Genomic DNA, 19,860 nt, shown 5'->3' with positions numbered 1-19,860 from the left:
GGCTACCACGTCATGCGCCACGCGCAGAACCTGGAGACGGTCAACACCTATGAGGGCACGCATGATGTGCACGCGCTGATCCTCGGAAGGGCGCAGACCGGGTTGCAGGCGTTTTGAATCAAGGGATTTCAAGTGTATGATCAGACGGCCAGCGGTATATCGATTGCGGGCCGCTCATCTATCGGAAAATCGCTGTTAACGGTGATGGTAAGATTGTTATACTTAGTCGTGGCGCTTTAACTTACCCGCAAAAGCCACCAATCGAAAAAGACGGCAAGCGCGGATTGCCCCAACATTCTTCGTTCGATGCCTCTCCATTGTCCGAACCTGATGCATGCGGATGGTGCCGTAAATGCCGTTGTTGACGACGATGACGATGATCGGCAGGTCGTATTGCACGGCGGTGGCGAATTCCTGACCGTTCATGAGGAAGCGGCAAAGGCGATGACGTCGAGGTCCGGGAACAGCTCTTTCGCGGCGACCGCCGCCGGTGTGCCGTAGCCCATCGAGCCTGAGGTTGGCGCACCTTGGGTGGCGAAGCGGCGGAAGCGGTGGAAGCGATGCACCCAGGTGGAATAGTTGCCGGCGCCATTGGTGAGGATGGCGTCGTCGGGTAGCATCTTTTCGAGGTAATTCATGATCGGCCCCATCTGCACGGAACCGGGACCGCTTTCGGGCGGCGTCGACCAATCGAGATAGGCGGCATGCAGTTTTGGTGTCTCAGCCGCCCATGCCGGCTCGCCGGACGGCTTGCGCCTGGCAAAAGCTTCGACGAAGGCGGAAGGCGAGGCATTGATCGCCAGCGTCGGCCGGTAGACTCGGCCGAGCTCTGCAGCATCGGCATGGATATGGACCAGCGTCTGGTCGGGATAGGGGCTTTTTAGCAACGTATAATCGGAGGACGGCATCTCGCCCATGCGGCCGCCGATCAGCAGCACCAGATCGGCCGGTTTGATCGCCGTTGCCAGCTTCGGGTTGATGCCGATGCCGACATCGCCGGCATAGTTCGGGTGGAGATGATCGAACAGCATCTGGCGGCGGAAGGAGCAGCCGACCGGCAGCGACCAGGCTCGGCGATGGTGCGCATGCGTGCCACCACTTCCTCGTTCCAGCGCGTGCCGCCGAGGATGACGAAGGGACGCTTGGCCTTGCCGAGCAGCTTTTCCAGCGTGTCGAGCTCGGCTTCGCCCGGCCGCGTTTCGACCGGCGTGTGCGGCAAAGCAGCTGGCGCCTCGACCAGGCTGGTCAGCATGTCTTCCGGCAGCCGAGATGACCACCGGACCGGGGCGGCCCGAGGTCGCCACCGCAAAGGCGCGGGTGACCAGTTCGGGGATGCGCGCGGCATCGTCGATCTCGACCACCCATTTGGCGATGTCGCCGAAAAAGCGCTTGTAGTCGACCTCCTGGAAAGCCTCGCGCTCCTTGGCGTGGCTGGCGACCTGGCCGATGAACAGGATGAGGGGAACCGAATCCTGCATGGCGATGTGAATGCCGGCGGACGCGTTGGTGGCGCCGGGGCCGCGGGTGACGAAACAGATGCCGGGCTTGCCGGTCAGCCGCCCCTGACAGTCGGCCATCATGGCGGCACCGCCTTCCTGGCGGCAGACGATGGTGCGGATCTCAGAATGGTGCAGCGCGTCAAGCACGGCGAGGTAGGATTCGCCAGGCACGCAATAGATGCGGTCGGTGCCGTTGGCTTCGAGCGCGTCGACGATCAGTTGTCCGCGGTCTTCATTGTCCTGATCTCTCCAGCTCAGCAAGAATTTCTTCGGTGTGTTCGCCCAGGCGCGGCGAGGGGCGCTCATAGACCAGCGGCGTGCCGGACATGACCATCGGCGCGCGCACCGAGGGCAAAAGATTGCCGTGGCCGTCGTCGAGGTCGAGCCGCATGCCGCGCGCGATGGTCTGCGGATCGGCGAACATCTGGCCGATATTGTTGATCGGACTGGCCGGCACGCTTGCCGCCTCCAGCTTTGCCAGCAGCGGGTCGCGATCAAAAATCTTCAGCGCCTCGATCATGCGTTCGCGCAGTTTTGCCCGGTTGGCGACCCGGGCCGGATTGGTGGCGAAGTCGGGGTTCGAGGGCAAATCGTCGAGCCCGACGGCGGCGCAGAATTTGGCGAACTGGCCGTCATTGCCAACCGCCAGGATGATATGGCCATCCCTGACCGGCACCACTTCATAGGGGGCGATGTTCATATGCGCATTGCCCATCTGCACCGGCGAGTTGCCGGAGACGAGGTAGTTGAGGTTCTGGTTGCCGAGGGCCGAAATCTGGGTGTCGAACAGCGCCATGTCGATGTGCTGGCCTTCGCCGGTCTTTTCAGCATGGCGAAGCGCCGCCTGGATGGCGATGACGGAATAGAGGCCGGTGAAGATATCGGAGATGGCAACGCCGGCCTTTTGCGGCTCGCGCCCGACCTCGCCGGTGATCGACATCATGCCGGCCATGGCCTGGATGATGAAATCGTAGCCGGCGCGCGGTGCGTAAGGCCCATCCTGACCGAAGCCGGTGATCGAGCAATAGACAAGACGTGGGTTGATCTTGCGCAGGTTCTCGTAGTCGAGCCCGTATTTCCTGAGGCCGCCGAGCTTGAAGTTCTCGATGAGCACGTCGGCGGTCGCCACCAGTTTGCGCACGGTCTCGGCACCTTCGGGCGTCGAGAAGTCGACAGCGATGGAGCGCTTGCCGCGGTTGCAGGAATGGTAATAGGCGGCCGACAGGTTCTCGCCGTCATGGCTCATGACGAAGGGCGGGCCCCATTTGCGGGTGTCGTCGCCGCCATCGGGGCTTTCGACCTTGATGACGTCGGCGCCGAGATCGGCCAGCAATTGTCCCGCCCATGGCCCGGCGAGGATGCGGGCGAGTTCAATGACGCGGATGCCTTTCAGCGGAGGCTCAGTCATGGATCACCGTGATTGCTCGAAAGCGCAGCCGGGTCGCACGCGTTTTCACCAGGCACGAATTCCGCCGTCAACAGCGAGGTCGACGCCGGTGATGTAGGATGCATCGTCGCTCGCCAGGAACGCCACTGCCGCAGCCACCTCATCGGGCCGGCCGATCCGGTTCATCATGGCGCGACCGAGCTGGATCTGGCACCATTCGGAGTATCCGGGGTCACCGGGCTTGAACCGACTCTGGTTGGTCTCAATCGTTCCTGGCGATACGCTATTGGCGCGAATGCCGTGAAGGCGACCCTCCATCGCCAACTGCCGAGTCATGGATACCACTGCGCCCTTCGCGGCTGTGTGAGCGAGCCCCGGCAGCAACTGGAGTCCCTGCCACGCGGAGATTGATCCGACATTGATGATCGAGCCGCTGGTTTTGACCAGTTCCGGCCAGGCCGCACGGGTAAGTAGGAAGACGAGATTTAGTTCCTCGTTAATGGTATTGTTCCAAGTATCGTCATTCATTTCAGCGATCCAAGCGAAATAGGCCATGGCACCGTTGTTAAAAAGGATGTCGACCTTGCCGAACTTATCTACAGCCGTCGTGACGACGCGCTCGCATTCGGATTTCTTGGTCAGATCACAAGGGTGAAGCGAAATCATCGATCCACCTGCGGCTTCGACTTGGCGAACCGTTTCTGCCGCTCCCTCCGCCGCAATGTCGCTGCCGACCACCAGCGCTCCCTCGGCCGCGAATCGCAGTGCACTGGCGCGCCCGATACTGCCGCCCGAGCCCGTAACGACAGCGACCTTTCCTTTTAGTCCTCTCATCAAATTTTCTCCTGCCTGATATTCACTCATGCCTGCGCGATGGCCGCTCTCGGTACCGCCACAGTTCGTCGTCCCGACCCCCGGCGACACGAGCACGCGGTCTGCCACGGCGACGCAGTGGGCCGCTTCACACACATTAGAAAGGGGTTATCCGAGGCCCGGTGCCGAGCTTTCGGCTCAGGTGCAAGAGCACGTGCCCCGGCTCCCGATATCATCGCCCAATACCGGCCCCGAAACGAGATCAACGACGGGTACGTCCATCAGTCGAAGAGGAGCTCGCCCCACCCCCATGTCCTTTCCATATGGACTCTTCGAATGCGACAACATCGGCGATCCAGGTACCGATCATATCGATGAGCCGGACGCCTGCTTCCACCGTCGATTCCTCGGGCGTACCAATAACGCCTACAAACTCCTGAGAGAAGCTATCCGAGGGTTGCTTGTACCGTCCAACCGCGCCGCCGACGTAGGGCAACCCAGCGCCTTCATAGGATGCCTCATATTGTTTGGGATAGAATGCACGCCCTGACGGCAGGTCGACGGAGTCAGGCAGAAGCACCATCATCCTTGAAGTTTCCCCAGCTCCGCCATGCCCTTGGGCTGAGGGAAACACAGCGCTGCCCTTGTTCAACCTTCCACTGACCATGGGCCAATTGATGGTCGTGACAACGGCATCTGTCTCCTCGTTTAGTTCCTTCGCCGCAAGTTGTGCCGGCGCATCGTTTTCTGCATGGCCGATCAAAAGATAAAGACGGCGAAAACCGTGTCGGATCAACTCCTTGGAAATCTCCTTGATCAAAGCCTGGAAGAGGCCGCTTGAGATGGCCACCGTTCCGACGTGATCATGAGGGGCTTCAGCCAAAAACTGTCTCGGCCCAAACGCAATGGTCGGCCCCAGTAACATCTCGACGCCCCTATCGCGAAGGATCTCCCGAGCCTTCCTGGCCAGTCCTTCAACCTGAATTGTGTCCGTTCCAATGGGCAAATGCACGCCATGCTGCTCGATCGCCCCCAAACATATCATCACCGGACTGTCGCTACGGACGGCCGCAGCGATCTCAGGGCTACGAAGTCTAAAGTAATCCGCGGACATGGTTCTCTCCTTGAATCGTATGAGGTTTTTGAGACTTGCACAGGCTCTTCTAATCGCCCTGAAGATGGTCGCGGCCTGAAAACGCAACCACCAAAACAACTACGAGAGTAGTTGTGACAATCAAAATCGTTGAAATCGCAGCAATCGTGGGATCGACCTGGTCGCGCAAAAAGCTGAACATTCGCCTTGTGAGCGTCGAATATTCTCCAAAGGAGATAAACAGCGAAACCACCACTTCATCGAGTGACGTCACGAGCGCTACTAGTGCTCCAACATAAATCGATCGTTGAATGAGTGGCAGAGTAACCGTGAAAAATGCCCGCCAGCGGCTGGCCCCAAGGCTAACGGCAGCCAACTCCAATTCTCTGTCAAATTGTGCCAGACCAGACGTTACGATGAGGAACACAAAGGGAATCGCCAGTACAGTATGCGCTACCACCAAGCCCGTGATCGTATTCACCAGACCGATCCAGGCGAATATATAAAACACCCCTATTGCTATGATCACGACAGGCACAATCATCGGGATTGTCAGCAAGGCCCGCATCAAGTCGGCTCTTTTACCCTTGACACCATCCAGGCCATAGGCCGCAGCGGTACCGAGTGGTGTCGCAAGCACCACAGTGAAAAAGGCAACGCGGGCTGAGACCCAAGCAGAGTCCATCCATTCACTTGAGCCAAAGAAGTTCCTGTACCAACGCAGCGACCACTTTTCCGGGGGGAACGCCAGATACTGGGAGTCCGAGAACGACATCGGAATGGTTATAAATATCGGCGTTAGTAGGAACAACATTACGGTCCAGGCCACAATGTCCAACCACAAACCCCGAGTGCTGGAACCAGCTATTCCATGCGCCTCGCGGATCATTCCTCAAAACTCCTTTGCTGACGACTTGTCAGTCTTACGATTCCAAAATAGATCAGCAGCGTTGGGAGAAGCAGTATCAAGCCAAGCGACGACGCCGCGCCCCAGTCCGAATACATTGACGCGTTCTGTTCTACCTTCATGGCAACTGTGATTACCCGCCCTCCTCCGAGGATGGCGGGGGTGATGTAGACGCCGAGACTATAGACAAACACGAGTAGGGCACCTGAACATACGCCAGGCAGTGCGAGAGGAAAAAGGACGGTCCAAAAAGAGCGGGTGGGCGCAGCCCCAAGGCTGGCCGCCGCACGAATGTAATCTTTGTCTATTGCTTTGATAGCCGAGTATGCTGGAAGCACGAAGAACGGGAGCATTATGTGCACCATGGCCAACACAGTGCCGCTCCGGTTGTAAGCCAGCTGTAGCGGATGATCTATTATGCCGGAACCGATGAGCAGCTTGTTGATCAGTCCCGCTCGCTGCAATATGACGAGCCACGCGTATGTTCTGACCAGCACCGAGGTCCAGAGCGGAATTAAGACAATGCCTAGGCATATCGCGGCGGAGCGCCTTGGGAGCCCGGCAATATAGTATGACAGAGGAAAGCCTAACGTTGCGACGACCAGCGTGATCGTAGCCGCCATGAAGAACGTGGAATAGAAAACCTGGAGATATGCGTAGCTTCCCAAGACGCGGCTATAGTTAGACAGGGTGAAGCCGCTCGTATTGGTGAATGAAAGCCAGAATAGGCACAGCACCGGCAGGACGCAGACGCCCAACACAACCAGCAATGCGGGCGTGGTCAGCGCGAACCGCAGAAGACCTTCACGAGAAGCTGCTCGCTTAAGGTCGTGCACGTTGATATCGGTGCTCATGGACGCCTCAACACTTGGATACAATGATAGTATTGTCCTGGTGCAGGCCGATGATAATTTCGGAATTGACCTCCATCCCGGCTGCACTTGACGGCGAAATCGAAGACTTCCTTATCGCTACTGTAGTTCCCGATTCGAGCACGGCGTTTACGAGGATGGTATCCCCTTGAAATACGACTTCCTTCACCCGGGCGCGGAAGCAATTATATTTATCTGAATTGAAATCATCCAGTATTGACACTCTTTCCGGACGCAGGACCAAGAAATTCTGTTGGGAGGCTCTTGTCGGCAATGGGACAGACAATTTCAATCTTTGACCGCGGTAGAACGCTGCAGAGTTTTCAATTTCGACCGGCTCCAAATTTGTTTCGCCCAGAAAGCTGGCGACAAAACCAGTAGAAGGATGGTTGTAGAGCGCTTCTGGCGTATCGACCTGAATGAGGCGACCGGCGTTGAACACGGCGACCCGATCTCCCATTGACAGGGCTTCCCTTTGATCGTGAGTCACTGAGACTGTCGTAATCCCGAGATCGCGCTGCAGATTGCGAATTTCAACTTGCATCATCTCCCTAAGATTTTTATCCAAAGCGGAGAGCGGCTCATCCATTAGCAAGATCTTAGGTCGAAATACGATAGCTCGGGCGAGTGCGACGCGCTGCTTCTGGCCTCCTGAGAGTTGATCAATACGTCGAGATTGCAAACCGGAAAGGCGAACAAGCTCAAGGGCTTCGTCTACCCTCCGACCTATTTCCTTTGTCGAGACCCCCCTGGCCCGAAGAGCGTAGCCAATGTTTCGACCCACCGTCATATGCGGGAACAGGGCAAAGCTTTGGAATACCATTCCTACATTTCGCTTGTGGGCCGGCCATGCGGCAACTTGTTGGGCACCGAATAGAATGCTTCCTGTGGAAGGTCGCACGAAGCCTGCCAACGTCATCAGAAATGTGGTCTTGCCCGATCCAGACGGGCCGAGCAGTGTGATCAGTTCGCCGCTCCGAACCTCCAGATTAACGTCTTCCAAGGCCGTGTGAGCCCCGTACGCCTTGTTCAGATTTCTGACGGTTATCGAGAGTCCGGAGGACGTGCCGCTTTCCATATTATTTGGCTCCCTTGGAGGTCGGCGTGAGAGGGAATGGTTCTCGCGGCAACTTTCATTTCTGACTAGTTGCGGGGAGGACATCGCCCAGGCACCTCACGACCCACAGGTCTTCAGATTGCGGCGGCCCGCGCCACGGGCCGCCGCTACCGGCGAGTGCTAGTTCTGCAGGAAGGCGGTCCAGCGTTCATTCACCTCAGGGCCGTGCTCGGCCCACCATTCCGCGTTGATCCAAACCTGCTTTGCAGCATTTTCAGGGGAGGTTGGCAGCGTCTTCGCGCTCTTGGGATCGATAAATTGGTACGATTGTTCGCTTACCGGAGAAATAGGCAAGTACTTTACGATATTGGCATGCACCTCCGGCGAAACCGCAATCGCGAGCGCCTTCATCGCCAAATCGCGGTTCTTCGCCCCTTTCGGAACAAAGAAACAATCCGGATTCAGAACACCGCCTGCATAGGTGAATTCGGCTTTAGCCCCGTCGTTGATGGCGCCCTGCATACGATTGCTCCAAATCGACAGCATGTCGACTTCGCCATCCTTGGCCAGCTGGGCAGCTTGGGCCCCGGTGGTCCACCACACAGTTATGGAGGGCTTTATCTCCTGAAGTTTGCGGAAGGCCCTATCCACGTCCAACGGGTAAAGCTTATCGAGAGGCACGCCGTCCGCAATGAGAGCAGCTTCCAAATTTGGGCCGGGGGAGTTTCGTAGCGCGCGGCTGCCTGGAAACTTCTTTACATCCCAGAAATCGGCCCAGTTTTTCGGGCCGTTCGAGCCAAAGGTGTTTGTATTCCAGCCTAGAACATATGATGCGGTATTGACGTTAATATAGTTGGGGTTGATCGCCTCACTCGGATAACCTTTCGGGGAAATGACCTTGTAGTCCAACGGCTCAAATAGGCCTTCCTTCACACCCATCGCACATTCACTAACCTCGGCCTCGCCAATGTCCCACTGGACGGCATTCGCGGACACCTGCGCTCGAACATCTGACAATCCGATTAGCGAGTATTGCTTGATCGGGACCCCAAGTTTTTTTTCAGTCGGCTCCCAGACAGCCTTCCACATGGCGTCGCCATAGCCACCTCCCTGATTCGCGATCGCGACTGTATCCTCAGCGCTCGCGACGTGGACAGAAAAGGAACACGCCGCAGCCGCGACGGCGAATGCAACCAGAGCAGTTCTGTACATGACATTCTCCCATTGATTGTGGCGCTAACGTCGCGTGCACCGGTGGGGATTCTCGTTTTTCGAGAATTATCTCATATTTTGACAATTGAATTCGTAACAGGCAGCGTTATGGTTGGCAAGTCACAATTGGATGGAAGGGACAGCAGTTTGAGCCGATCCGAGAGACCAGTTAGCAAAGAAACGAATAAGCCGCCTGAACCGCTATCCCGGGCGGCCGCAATCCTCGAGGTGGTAGCTGGTGCGGGACCGAATGGTCTTGAGGTGGCGAAGATCACCCAAAAAACAGGCCTGCCGCTGGCAACTGCGCATCGATTGGTTCGAGGGCTAGTGGCGGTCGGATTTCTCGAAGGCGCTCGACACGGCGGTTACCGCCTAGGGACGCGACTGTATGGTCTGCTCGATTTTGGCGTAACCCGCGAAGATCTGAGTAGCGTCTGCCGCCCAGTTTTGCAGCGCACTGCCAACGAGCTCAATGCGGTGGTTTTTCTGACACGCACTACTGGACGCAGGATCGTGACGGCCGTCCAGGTAATCCCAGAGAAAACGCCTAATTCGCTGGTTTTGCTCGGAACCGATGCGCCCTATCACGCCACTGCGTCGGGGAAGCTTTTTCTCGCCGGCATGAGTCCTGACAAACGGGAAGAATACCTCGGAACTGGCCATTTTCGGCGGTATAGGCCCGCCACTATCACCGATCCAACCGAGCTTCGCAGAGAAGTCGAGAGGGTGAGGATACTGGGTTTTGCCACATGTCGAGATGAATTCGACGAAGGCGTTTTTGCGCTCGCTTGTCCGGTTCAAGTGGCGGGGAACCAACTCGCCTTTGCTGCGGGGATGATAGGATTTGAATCTAGCCTTTTGGCGGATCAGCAAGAAGCGCTCATACTTGAAGTAGTGAAACGGATGGCGGCGGAGCTGTCTCTCCTCATATCGGCGCTTTTCAATAACGATGAATAGGAGCTGTCGCGAGTTTGGGCTATCGTCCTTCCCGGCAAAATAAGCAACGCACGCGCGCGCATAAAGCCAGCCGCCTGATCGGGGTGGAAGTGTCGTTTCGAGCGGCGATGGGGTCCGCTGTAGGAGCCATCCTCCACCCAACGCCACGCCCATGATGACGAAGCCGGCGAACACTGCTGCCATCACGCGGGATGGTCCTGTGCCGTGGCGTCCGACTGGTCGCCATCCAGTTCGTTAAGGTCTTGCGCCGCGCCATCGCCGAGCGCGTGGCCGGCGTCGGACGCCGAGTGCGTCGCCACCCAGTAGGTGATCGCCTCCAGCTTCGGCGCGAACAGAGCCGCTGGATGAACAAAGAGGCCTCCCGCGAAATGCTCGACCAGGGCCGCGCGCATGTCCTTCACGCGATCGCGCGGCGCGACCGTCGTGCCCTTCAGCGAAGCCTCAAGTGCTGCGCGCGACAGGCACGAGAGGAAATCGTCCGTGCCCATGTTCGGCAGGAAGGCGTCCGCGCCGATAGCCTCGCCGGCGATCCGCGCGACGATACCGCTGGCGGACCGGTTTTCCCGGCACGACAACACGTCGATCAGCACAGAGCGCACGACCTGCTGCAGCGTCTCCCGGTCGGGATTGAGCTTGCCGTCCTCGCCGATCAGCTGCGCGGCATGCGCGTTGCAGTCTGCGTGTGCATAAGGATTGTCGGAAGAGCCGCTGGCGATGGAGATGTTCGTGCCGGCGAACGCCAGAACGAGCAGCGCCAGCGTGTGGTCCTCGATCGGCGCGCGGGCGAATGCCTCATGCAGCGCATCGGTGCGAAGGTCGCCGATCATCTCCATGCCCTTGCGGGTCACGTCCGGTCTCTGCGTTGCCGCAACAGCGATGCTGCCCGAACCCGTCTTGTCCTTTGCCTTCTTAGCTTCCGGCATACGGAAGGCGATCGACTGGACTTCGCCCGTCCGGCTATCGACATACTAGGCGGTATGATCGCCTTTGCCGGGCTTCCCATAGACCCGTTCGGCCTTTGGAGGGAGCTTCGGCTGGCCATAGTCGCCCAGTTCGACGATCGAACCCCGCTTGGGCAGGTTATTGGCCAGCCATTCCTGCTGCGCCACGTAGAACGCTTCTATATCGGTCGTGTAGCGGCTGTCCTCATCGGCCGATGAGGACAGATCCTCCTGCCACACGATGCCGTAGGCCTAGGCGAGATCTTCACCGAAGCTCGCATGCCGGGCAACACTCGCGTCTTGGTTAGAGAACGCGCAACATCGAACCACGCAACCTGTGGGTCCGCCTTCTTCGGCTTGTGCTTCTTCCAAACCTCGGACTGTTCTTCAACGGGGGCCGAAGCGATGGTGCGCAGGTTCTGTTCGTTCGGCATGTCGCCCTTAGCCATCTGGTCGAGCATGGCGGGCAGGACGTTGGCGAGCAGGCGCAGCTTGCGTATCTGTCGCACTGGCAGCGCAAGCGCGAGCGCGATGGATTCCTCGGTCCATCCGAGCGCGACAAGGCGTTCGATCGAACGCCACAGATCGACTGGGTTAAGTGATCGCGGGCCACGTTTTCGATGAGCGCGCGCATGGCGTCGCGGTCTTCGTCCTGTTTGGCAACGAGAACCTGTATCTCCATGAGGTCGGCTGCGATCGCCTGCGCGACGCGACGATGGCCGAAATGGATGGTGTTGCCATTGCCACCGCCCTGCTCGCGCAGGATGATCGGTGGCTGGATGATGCCGACTGCCTTGATCGTCGCCAGCAGCAAGGCGTCGGACTGAGGAGTGGATTTCGTGCGGCGCGTCTTGTCGGGATTCTCCTTTAGCGCGCGCGGATCGACCATCATGAGTTCCATGGGATGCTTCTCCATTTCCGGGGTTGCGGACCAGGCCTGGCCAGTGGTCCTTTTCCGTCTTCTTCTCCAAGACATCCCCCGGCCCGCAGCGCGATCGGGCCGGTGCAATTGCGGGCGAGCATCCCCGTCCGGCGCCCAAGCGGGGCTCACAGCCCTGCGAAGGGCGACGCGGCCGGGATCGCGAGACGCGCGATTGAGCGTCAGCGTCACCGAACCGATCGCATGCGAGGAGAGATTTCCTTCCCGTTTTTTCTCAAGTCCTCATTCCAGTCCTCCAAGCGCGGCTTAAGGCGCCCGAAATCGCAGCCTCCTTCCCTTGCAATCGTGTCGGATGCGGTGGGCAAAGGCCTCGCCCTGCGCATTGGCGTCGGTCGCCGCGACCAGCATCATCCCTGCCCGGATCGAAAAAGCGCGGATTGCCGCGGTCGCTGGTGACCAGCCGCCGCCCGTGCTGGCATAGACCGTGTCCTCGCGAGGGGCTTCCAGCGCCGCCAGGCTCATGGTGTCGATCGCCGCTTCCGTGATGGCGATACGAGCCGCGCCGACTGGTCCGAAGTTGAACAGCTGCTTCGAACCGCCGTGGCAAAGCCCCGCCACTCAGGCCCGCGCTCCTCCCAGCCAATGACGCCGCCTGCGTTGTCGACATGTTTTGCCCACATGCTGCCGCGCGGGCCTTCCCGGAGCAGACCCAGCCGCATGGCCACCGCGAGGATCGCACCCGGGATCGCCCGGAACTCGGTCAGGTAGCGCCATGTGGGCGAGCCTTGCGATGGCGACGCCGTTCCGTGGAAAAATCATGGAAAGGAAGGATATCGATGCGCTGCGCTTGTCCGCTCGTCGGCCATTTGGAGAGACGTTGGCTTTTGCCGGGGCCCTTAAGCGGGTAAAAGGCCTCATCGGCTCTTCGTGCCGACCGCTCCAGTTTGGGCGAGGCTGTCCCAGGCGCGCGATCCCGTCCCCTCCATTCCCGATCGATGGCACGCCCGATCGGCGCCGATCCGGCCCTTCTTTCTTGGAGTTCCAATTTCCCGGCAATGCAGGCCAAGCCCACGGACCTTCCGCGAAGGGGGCGCGGGTGACAATCTGGCCAATCTGGCTGGTGTTGCCTGTGGCGAAGCTTCCCTTCGCTCTTCCGGACGCCAGCGGCAGCTCCGCATCCGGCTCAGTGAGCCAGTCCGCATTCGAAGGGGTCGAATTCATGCACCACCGTGTCTTCCTCACCGTCATATTTGCTCGACACCATGACGCCGAACTCTCCGTCCACCTGAAAGAGCGTCACCGGAACCATCAGGATCCGCGCGAGGTTGAAGGCGTGGTCCTGAGCTAGGGTGAGATTGTGCGACATCGTTTGCTTCCGTCCTTGGGCGAGGTCCATCCCCGCTGGACAGGCGCAAGTCGTGTTCAGGGCTTGGGCGCGATCACCGCGAAGGCGAAGTCGCAGCGGTCGCACGCAGGCGTAGCGAACCCCTTGCGGGTTGATCGTGGAAGGCCAGGACCTGGACCAGGCAAGCATACAAGAGAGCGGGGCGGCTTTGTCAGGAGCCGGAGAAACCTGGCGCGCCATCGGTCCACTCGCCGGGCAAAACCTGTACCGGTCGCACACACGTCTCACAGCATCCTCGATCTCGACCCCACCGGCGTCAAGGACATGAGCGGGATCGGCGGCCGAACTCGGGATATGCTGGAAACGAGCCGGAGTGCGTTAGGGATCGTTGCGGCGCAGAGCACGAACGCCCAGTGTCCGCGGTTCCTCTGTGGGCCGCGTGGCAGCTGCCTGGATAAATTAGGCGATTTGTAAGTTGTTTTTGAACCTGCTCACAGCAGGCTGTTCGATTTAGGCGGATCGGTCGAGCGCTGCCAGGACAGCGAGTGAAACGTCGGTGGTCGAAGACTTGCCGTCCTGGTCAGGAGTCCGGATTTTCTTTTGTGACGTGACGCTCTCTATGGCCGCAAGAATTGCAGACGCGGCTGACCGCTCACCCAAGTGTTCCAGCATTAAGGCGCCACTCCATATCGTGGCGATAGGATTTGCGATTCCCTTGCCGGCGATATCAGGGGCGGAGCCATGAACCGGTTCGAACATCGATGGTACGCCGCCCTTTGGATTGATGTTGGCTGACGCGGCAAAGCCCAGGCCACCCTGGATGGCTGCGCCAAGGTCGGTCAGGATGTCACCAAAAAGATTTGAGGCGACAACGACGTCAAGGGTCTCCGGTTTCATTACAAAACGGGCTGCGATTGCGTCGACATGATAGCGGGTTACCTGGACATCAGGATAGTCTGCGCCCAGTTCGTCGGTCACTTCGTCCCAGAACACCATCGAATGCTTCTGGGCGTTTGATTTTGTAACCGAGGCGAGCCGACCGCTACGTTTGCGTGCTTGTTCGAACCCGTATCGCAAAATCCGCTCGACACCCCGACGTGTGAAAATGGAGGTCTCGACGGCTACTTCATCCGGCGTTCCGCCGTGGATGCGCCCGCCAGCGCCGCTGTATTCACCCTCGGTGTTTTCCCGGATGCACAGAATGTCGAAGGTTTCCGATTTCAATGGCCCCGTCGTCCCGGCGAGAAGTTTGTGCGGTCGCGCGTTCACATAGAGATCGAATGCCTTGCGGATTGGCAGCAGCAGCCCGTGCAGGGAAACCGCATCTGGCACCCGGGCTGGCCAGCCGACGGCGCCCAGCAGAATGGAGTCGAAAGCCCTCAAAGTCGCTATGCCGTCTTCCGGCATCATGCGGCCATGCTTCAGATAATAGTCGCACGACCAGTCGAAGCGCCGCGGCGAGAGGCCGAAGCCGAATTTTTTGGCCGCACCGTCAAGGACGACCCATGCGGCATCGGTCACATCGACGCCGACGCCGTCTCCGGGGATGAGCGCGATCTTATAGTCTTTCATGGTCTTGTCTCCGACTACAAACCGAGACCGCCGACGCAAACGTATTTGACGTCCAGATAGTCATCGAGCCCGTATTTCGATCCCTCTTTGCCGACGCCAGATTCCTTCAAGCCTCCGAACGGTGCGACCTCCGAGGTGATCAAGCCCTCATTGACGCCGACAAGGCCGTATTGGAGCCGCTCGGAAACACGAAAAGCCCTGCCGAGATCCTGCGTGTAGAAATAGGCGGCCAGCCCGTACTGGGTGTCATTCGCCAGGCGAACGGCCTCATCCTCGGTCTCGAATTTGAAGACAGGCGCTATGGGGCCGAAGATTTCTTCGCGTGCAAAGTCCATGGTCGAATTCGCATCGGCTAGAACCGTCGCCTCATAGAAGCGTCCGCCTGTCGAATGCCGCCTGCCACCGGTGATAACGCTGGCACCCTTGGCAAGTGCATCACTCATGAACGCCTCGACCTTGACCACAGCGGCATCGTCGATCAACGGACCCAAAGTCGTACCGCTTTCCAGTCCAGAGCCAACAACAAGCGTCCGCGTTGCGGCAGCAAAAGCTTCGAGAAATCGATCGTGGATACCAGCCTGCACATAAAGCCTGTTGGTGCAGACGCAGGTCTGACCCGCATTACGGAACTTGGCGGCGATGGCGCCCGCTACCGCACCGTCAAGATCGGCATCGTCAAAAATCAGAAACGGGGCGTTGCCGCCGAGTTCCATCGAAACCTTCTTGACGGTTTCGGCAGCCTGCTTGAGCAGGAGTTTCCCAACATCAGTGGAGCCTGTGAAGGTAATCTTGCGCACGAGGGGATTTGAGGTCAGTTCGCCGCCGATCTCGCGCGCGCTGCCCGTCAGAATATTGATGACGCCTGCGGGGATACCAACATGTTCGGCAAGCACGCCCCAGGCGAGCGCCGAGTAGGGCGTCACGCTGGCTGGTTTGGCAACGACTGTGCATCCCGCGGCAAGGGCAGGGCCAATCTTTCGGGCCAGCATCGAAGACGGAAAATTCCAGGGCGTGATGGCGCCGACGACGCCGACCGGGCTCTTCGTCACCAGAATACGACGGTCAGCCCATGGCGAAGGAACCGTGTCTCCATAGACGCGCCGAGCCTCCTCAGCAAACCATTGGATGTAGGCAGCACCTGTCGCGATCTCGCCCTTGGCCTCGGCAAGCGGCTTGCCCTGCTCACGGGTGAGAAGTTCGGCCAGTGCATCCTGGTGGTCGAGAAGTGCCGTCGAAAGATCGCGGAGCATTCTCGCCCTGACCGCTGCGGTCGTCTGGCTGAAACTGGCGAACGCTGCGGAGGCGGCGTCGATCGCTCGTCTGGTCTCGGCCGCACCGGCATTGGGGACGGTGCCGATGATTTCGCCACTTGCTGGATCGATGACCTCGAGCGTCCCGCCATCGTCCGCCGACGTCCACTGACCTCCCACCAGGATCTGATCGCGGCGGAAATCGCTCCATGAACTCATTGATTAGTCCTCTTTCGAAATTGTAGTTTGTATTTTGGTGAGGCGTAGCTACGAGAAAGACATTTGCGCCAATGAAGCCGGCGGCCGGACGGCCCTCTCCCTTACGGAGCGGGGGTGGGAGAATGCTTCGGCGGCCTTACGTTACCCTTGTCCTGACGAGCTTCATGCGCAGTGACGGCAGATGTCATGATTGCATTTGATGCTGCCGTCCTTCAGCCGCACCAGGATGAGCTCGTATCCGGCCACGCTGACGGGAACGACGTCACCGGGGTTGGGGATGTCGCTGGCGTAACCGACGCCCACCCAGCCGGCGGCCCGCCCCGGCAGGCCGTCGGCAAGGTTGGTGCTGCGGTCGCTCTCGATTTCGTGGGCCAGAGCGGATCAGCTTCCAAACCCGACCTGTCATGAGCATTCATGCCTCCATTCCTTCGTGACGAGCGAGCCTGCCAACGAGGCCGGCTCGCCAATCCACAGTCCCCACCCGCCATCATCTCCGCCTGCCTATACTGCGCTCCCCCCAACAGCCTGACCATTGTCGTTTAACGAACCAAACTTCGGCTCCAAACTAGAGCGGCCCATCATGTGGCTTGCACTCTTCAAGTAGAGCCGTCGGACAACCTAAAATATCGATTTGGCTGCCGTCCCCACCTGTTGCGCTATGCCTTGTCAGTCGCGCCTCCGTTCATCACCTGCCGCAAACGGAGCTTCCTCACCGTGCCAGACGAGCCTCTCTCGACAGCTCAGTTGAGGCGCACTTCAAGGGTGCGATCGAATATCTCCAGTGCCAGCTCCCGTGTCAGTTCAACAGGCGCGTACGCATCGATGATCGCCATCTCTACAATTTCGTCGCGGCGCGGGCCGCTGAGCGATTTTCGATCATCACATAGGGCAGGAAAAACGCCATTGGTCATACCGTGATGTATGTCGTAGAGCGCACCATTGCAGCAACGCTCCAGCTGACCACGGCCTCAGCTAGACGCGTTCGTGATTTTGGTCGGAAGCGCCGACACTTATCAGGTCGGCTAGCCGAACGATGGACACCAACAGAATGTTGGCGCCCTGGATCATATCGGGCGCGCTAGCATGTTCACGATCGCTGTGGCTGATGCCGTCCCGGCACGGGATGAATATCATGCCTGACGGGCAGAGCTCCGCCATATGCTTGGCGTCGTGGGTTGCTCCAGATGGCAGCGTCATCGTCTCGATGCCCGCTTTTGAGCACGACCCCGCTATGATCGACGTCACCGCCGCGTCGAACTGGACCGGTGGAGAATTGAGGACCTGCCTGCATTGTACGCCACAGATGCGCCGCGGACTGGAACAGATTGCCAAGACGACTTGGATCAGGCGTGCAAGTTCTTCACTGTTGGGATGTCGAAGATCCAGCGTGAAGACCACCTTGGCGGGGACGGTGTTGATCGCCCCCGGCGCGACCTCGAACCTTCCAACCGTAAAGCGCACATCATCGTCGTGCTCGATTGCCGAGGCCAACTCTTCGACGAGATTGATCGCCCCGCGCAGCGCGTCCTTACGCTTGTCCCGGGGGGTTGTCCCTGCATGCGCCTCCTCGCCCCCAACTTCGAATACGAATTGCGCAATGCCCTGGATACCGCTAACAACACCGATCGAAAGACCCTGTGCCTCGAGCACTGGCCCCTGCTCAATGTGCGCTTCGATATAGCCGCTGCAGGGCGATCCGAGGTCGACTGGCGTCAGCGATCCAAGAGCCGAAAGGCTTCGTTCCAAAGCCTGGCCAACGGTGATGCCCTCTCTGTCGACGGCCGACAGCGCCTGGTCCAGGGACAGGGAGCCACCATGAACCGCCGACCCCATGGTCGTAGGGGAAAAGCGACACCCCTCTTCGTTGTTCCAGATAACCAACTCTAGCGGGGCATCGACTGCGACTGCGTTGTCTTCCAGCGTCTCAAGCACCTCGAAGGCCGCGAGAACCCCGTACACACCGTCATAATTGCCGCCAGGTATCTGACTGTCCAGATGAGAACCCATTCGAATGGGTAGGGCATTCGCCGACCTCCCTTGGCGCCGGACAAAAAGGTTGCCGATCGGGTCCACGCAGCACGCGAAGTCGCGTTTCCTTGCCCAGTCGAGAAGTTCTCGTCTTGCCCCCGTCTCGTCGGCACTCAAGGCCGGACGATTGACGCCTCCTTTGCCAGTCGCCCCCCACTTTGCCAGCGACTCGTGCCGCCCCATGAATCGCTGCGCGTCAATAGTAAGCATTTGTGACAATCCCTTAATCTCGGAGCTAGATCTTGATAACGATCTTTCCGACATGCTTCTTTGAAACGAATTCGGCATGCGCCGCTCAGGGCAAACGTCCTTGCGACGAGCGGCTTGATCTCAGCGCTTTCGATATAGCCGACCAGCGCGGCGAAGGTGCTCGCCCGCAGATTTCCCACCCCCACATCTGTAGATCCTTGTAGATGAGATCACGCAGGTCGATCTCGGGGCATGGACCCGCAATCGCGCCTGCCGCTTGACGAGCGCTGTACTGCTCTGACGGGAGACCATTTGTAGGATTTCGTCTGCACCTTTGCTAAGGGTCGTCGAAAGGTCTCCCTACCATACGTCGTCGACGGCCTTGATGCCGGTTTCCTTGTTGAACGGCTCGAAGAGCGCAGCGCGGTCAGCGGCTTGAGATGCGCCGCCGCATTCCGCAACCGTGATGCTGTCGGCCGCGGCCGCCTGAGGCGCCGGCCAGCGCGATCGCAGCGACGAAACCGAATTTCACCTTGTACGACATTCTTGTTCCCATTGGTCGTTGTTGTTGGGAAAACATTGTGCCCCAAGTTCGGGTACATTCAATCGGATTTGGGCGAACCTTGGTTCGGATGCCGCCGGGTGGGAAACCAGGCCGTCATGGTATTCTGGAGGTAAGTCATTTTGCCAAGCAGGTGGCGCCCGATCGAGCTACAAACTGTGCGACAGTCCCGATACGTGCTTTGGGGAATTTGGGGAATCATCACAGCAGGGCCGGATAGCTCGCGCGCTTCGATGGCCCGATGCAGATCATGATCATGAACCTGGTCAAGTCGAACCAGGAGTAGGAATTGGTATCGAACATTCCGTCCGACATTGCTTTAAACATTTGCGGCGTCTCCCGAAATTGCGCCGCTGCCGCGCTGTGCGGAAAAATGGAAGGCCTCGTCAGCAAGAGACAGCCTTTTGCGGTTCAAGAGTTCCGGATCGATCGCCGGGGCCGGTCCGGATGCCATACCAAAGACAATGACAGGTCCGAAAGGAGTGGTCAGATCCAGCGAAGACAGCAATGTGTCTTTGCATATTGAATCGAAGACTGTGTCGACCTTGGTACCTCCGGTCCATGCGAGAATTTCGTGCTCCCAGTCTCTCGAATAGTTGACAGCGAACGCACATCCGTTGGCTTTCGCCAACGAACATTTCTCGTCCGAACCGACCGTCCCAATGACGGTTGCCCCAAGCTTACTGCCCCAAATTGTCCGTATGGAGCCGGCAGCGGAGTGCAGAAGCACCAGATGCCCATTTCACACGGGGAACGTTTTTTGTATCAGATACTGCGCAGTCAAACCTTTGAAGAAGTGGGCGGCGATCACCTCGTCCGCAAGGCCACAGGAACGGGCAACCAGCTTCTCGGCGTTGATGGCCCTGAATTTCGCGTAGGCTCCTGGGCCCGCGCCCATATATGCGACCCAATCGCCGATCTTAAACGCCTCTACTGAGGAATCAGATCCGCAACCACTCCCACTGCCTCGTGTACCAGGCTAGTAGGCAAGAGAAGCGGCGATGCCTTTGGCCGACAGCTTGATCAAGTTCGGGCAAACGGCCGCTCCACGTGTTGTCGACCGCTTAGTCATCTCCG

At 59.0% G+C, this 19,860-nt stretch carries 19 protein-coding genes and 2 pseudogenes; 2 read left to right on the top strand and 19 right to left on the bottom strand.

Annotation, left to right across the window (positions count from 1 at the left end; translation table 11 throughout):
* Window positions 1–222 precede the first annotated feature (222 nt).
* The 9 genes from AC1DZP_RS32325 to AC1DZP_RS32285 all read right to left on the bottom strand — a co-directional run bounded on the left by AC1DZP_RS32325 (window position 223) and on the right by AC1DZP_RS32285 (window position 8,840).
* Window positions 223–426 carry a thiamine pyrophosphate-dependent enzyme gene (locus tag AC1DZP_RS32325; protein ID WP_477308014.1) on the bottom strand — a complete coding sequence of 68 codons (204 nt, stop codon included), beginning with the start codon at window positions 424–426 and terminating at the stop codon, window positions 223–225.
* Window positions 423–1,760 carry a thiamine pyrophosphate-binding protein gene (locus AC1DZP_RS32320; RefSeq protein ID WP_477308012.1) on the bottom strand — a complete coding sequence of 446 codons (1,338 nt, stop codon included), beginning with the start codon at window positions 1,758–1,760 and terminating at the stop codon, window positions 423–425. The genes AC1DZP_RS32325 and AC1DZP_RS32320 overlap by 4 nt, the downstream gene beginning before the upstream one ends.
* Window positions 1,732–2,907 (bottom strand): CaiB/BaiF CoA transferase family protein, encoded by a 1,176-nt coding sequence (locus AC1DZP_RS32315; protein ID WP_477308010.1) that lies wholly within the window; start codon window positions 2,905–2,907, stop codon window positions 1,732–1,734. The genes AC1DZP_RS32320 and AC1DZP_RS32315 overlap by 29 nt, the downstream gene beginning before the upstream one ends.
* Window positions 2,908–2,952: 45 nt before the next feature.
* On the bottom strand, window positions 2,953–3,750 hold the full coding sequence (locus AC1DZP_RS32310; RefSeq protein WP_477308008.1) for an SDR family NAD(P)-dependent oxidoreductase: 798 nt from the start codon (window positions 3,748–3,750) through the stop codon (window positions 2,953–2,955).
* Between the two features lie 211 nt (window positions 3,751–3,961).
* The gene (locus AC1DZP_RS32305) at window positions 3,962–4,813 is read right to left on the bottom strand and encodes a creatininase family protein (RefSeq protein ID WP_477308006.1); all 852 of its coding nucleotides are present in this window, start codon (window positions 4,811–4,813) and stop codon (window positions 3,962–3,964) included.
* Window positions 4,814–4,862: 49 nt separating this feature from the next.
* Entirely contained in the window at window positions 4,863–5,681 is an 819-nt protein-coding gene (locus tag AC1DZP_RS32300) for an ABC transporter permease (protein WP_477308004.1), read from the bottom strand.
* Window positions 5,678–6,553, bottom strand: a complete 876-nt coding sequence (locus AC1DZP_RS32295; protein ID WP_477308002.1) for an ABC transporter permease — start codon at window positions 6,551–6,553, stop codon at window positions 5,678–5,680. The genes AC1DZP_RS32300 and AC1DZP_RS32295 overlap by 4 nt, the downstream gene beginning before the upstream one ends.
* Window positions 6,554–6,560: 7 nt before the next feature.
* On the bottom strand, window positions 6,561–7,649 hold the full coding sequence (locus tag AC1DZP_RS32290; RefSeq protein ID WP_477308000.1) for an ABC transporter ATP-binding protein: 1,089 nt from the start codon (window positions 7,647–7,649) through the stop codon (window positions 6,561–6,563).
* A gap of 159 nt (window positions 7,650–7,808) precedes the next feature.
* Window positions 7,809–8,840, bottom strand: a complete 1,032-nt coding sequence (locus tag AC1DZP_RS32285) for an ABC transporter substrate-binding protein (RefSeq protein WP_477307998.1) — start codon at window positions 8,838–8,840, stop codon at window positions 7,809–7,811.
* 108 nt (window positions 8,841–8,948) lie between these two features.
* Here AC1DZP_RS32285 and AC1DZP_RS32280 point away from each other — a divergent pair, with 108 nt between their 5' ends.
* Window positions 8,949–9,797, top strand: a complete 849-nt coding sequence (locus AC1DZP_RS32280; protein WP_477308018.1) for an IclR family transcriptional regulator — start codon at window positions 8,949–8,951, stop codon at window positions 9,795–9,797.
* Between the two features lie 182 nt (window positions 9,798–9,979).
* Here AC1DZP_RS32280 and AC1DZP_RS32275 read toward each other — a convergent pair.
* The 10 genes and pseudogenes from AC1DZP_RS32275 to AC1DZP_RS32230 all read right to left on the bottom strand — a co-directional run bounded on the left by AC1DZP_RS32275 (window position 9,980) and on the right by AC1DZP_RS32230 (window position 19,414).
* Window positions 9,980–11,639, bottom strand: a pseudogene (locus AC1DZP_RS32275) (ParB N-terminal domain-containing protein).
* Window positions 11,640–11,845: 206 nt separating this feature from the next.
* Window positions 11,846–12,412 (bottom strand): annotated as a pseudogene (locus tag AC1DZP_RS32270) (DUF3991 domain-containing protein); the annotation flags it as partial.
* Between the two features lie 389 nt (window positions 12,413–12,801).
* Window positions 12,802–12,984, bottom strand: a complete 183-nt coding sequence (locus AC1DZP_RS32265; protein WP_477307996.1) for a hypothetical protein — start codon at window positions 12,982–12,984, stop codon at window positions 12,802–12,804.
* 489 nt (window positions 12,985–13,473) lie between these two features.
* The gene (locus AC1DZP_RS32260; RefSeq protein ID WP_477307994.1) at window positions 13,474–14,535 is read right to left on the bottom strand and encodes a tartrate dehydrogenase; all 1,062 of its coding nucleotides are present in this window, start codon (window positions 14,533–14,535) and stop codon (window positions 13,474–13,476) included.
* A gap of 14 nt (window positions 14,536–14,549) precedes the next feature.
* Entirely contained in the window at window positions 14,550–16,004 is a 1,455-nt protein-coding gene (locus AC1DZP_RS32255; protein WP_477307992.1) for an NAD-dependent succinate-semialdehyde dehydrogenase, read from the bottom strand.
* A gap of 162 nt (window positions 16,005–16,166) precedes the next feature.
* Window positions 16,167–16,250 carry a hypothetical protein gene (locus AC1DZP_RS32250; protein WP_477308016.1) on the bottom strand — a complete coding sequence of 28 codons (84 nt, stop codon included), beginning with the start codon at window positions 16,248–16,250 and terminating at the stop codon, window positions 16,167–16,169.
* A 494-nt stretch (window positions 16,251–16,744) separates the two neighbouring features.
* Entirely contained in the window at window positions 16,745–16,915 is a 171-nt protein-coding gene (locus AC1DZP_RS32245; protein WP_477307990.1) for a hypothetical protein, read from the bottom strand.
* 61 nt (window positions 16,916–16,976) lie between these two features.
* Complete coding sequence (locus tag AC1DZP_RS32240; RefSeq protein WP_477307988.1) at window positions 16,977–18,242, bottom strand: M20 family metallo-hydrolase; 1,266 nt, start codon at window positions 18,240–18,242, stop codon at window positions 16,977–16,979.
* A 742-nt stretch (window positions 18,243–18,984) separates the two neighbouring features.
* Window positions 18,985–19,110, bottom strand: a complete 126-nt coding sequence (locus tag AC1DZP_RS32235; RefSeq protein ID WP_477307986.1) for a hypothetical protein — start codon at window positions 19,108–19,110, stop codon at window positions 18,985–18,987.
* Window positions 19,103–19,414: a zinc-binding dehydrogenase gene (locus tag AC1DZP_RS32230; RefSeq protein ID WP_477307984.1), complete on the bottom strand. Its 312-nt coding sequence runs from the start codon at window positions 19,412–19,414 to the stop codon at window positions 19,103–19,105. Before AC1DZP_RS32230 ends, AC1DZP_RS32235 begins: the two co-directional genes overlap by 8 nt.
* A gap of 87 nt (window positions 19,415–19,501) precedes the next feature.
* On the opposite strand from AC1DZP_RS32230, the gene AC1DZP_RS32225 reads away from it, so the two are divergent.
* Window positions 19,502–19,720 (top strand): hypothetical protein, encoded by a 219-nt coding sequence (locus AC1DZP_RS32225; protein ID WP_477307982.1) that lies wholly within the window; start codon window positions 19,502–19,504, stop codon window positions 19,718–19,720.
* Window positions 19,721–19,860 lie beyond the last annotated feature (140 nt).

The sequence above is a fragment of the Mesorhizobium sp. P2_F8 genome (genome assembly GCF_056403655.1).
Note: the sequence above shows the minus strand (reverse complement) of the source record. Positions and strands in the feature narration are given on the sequence as shown.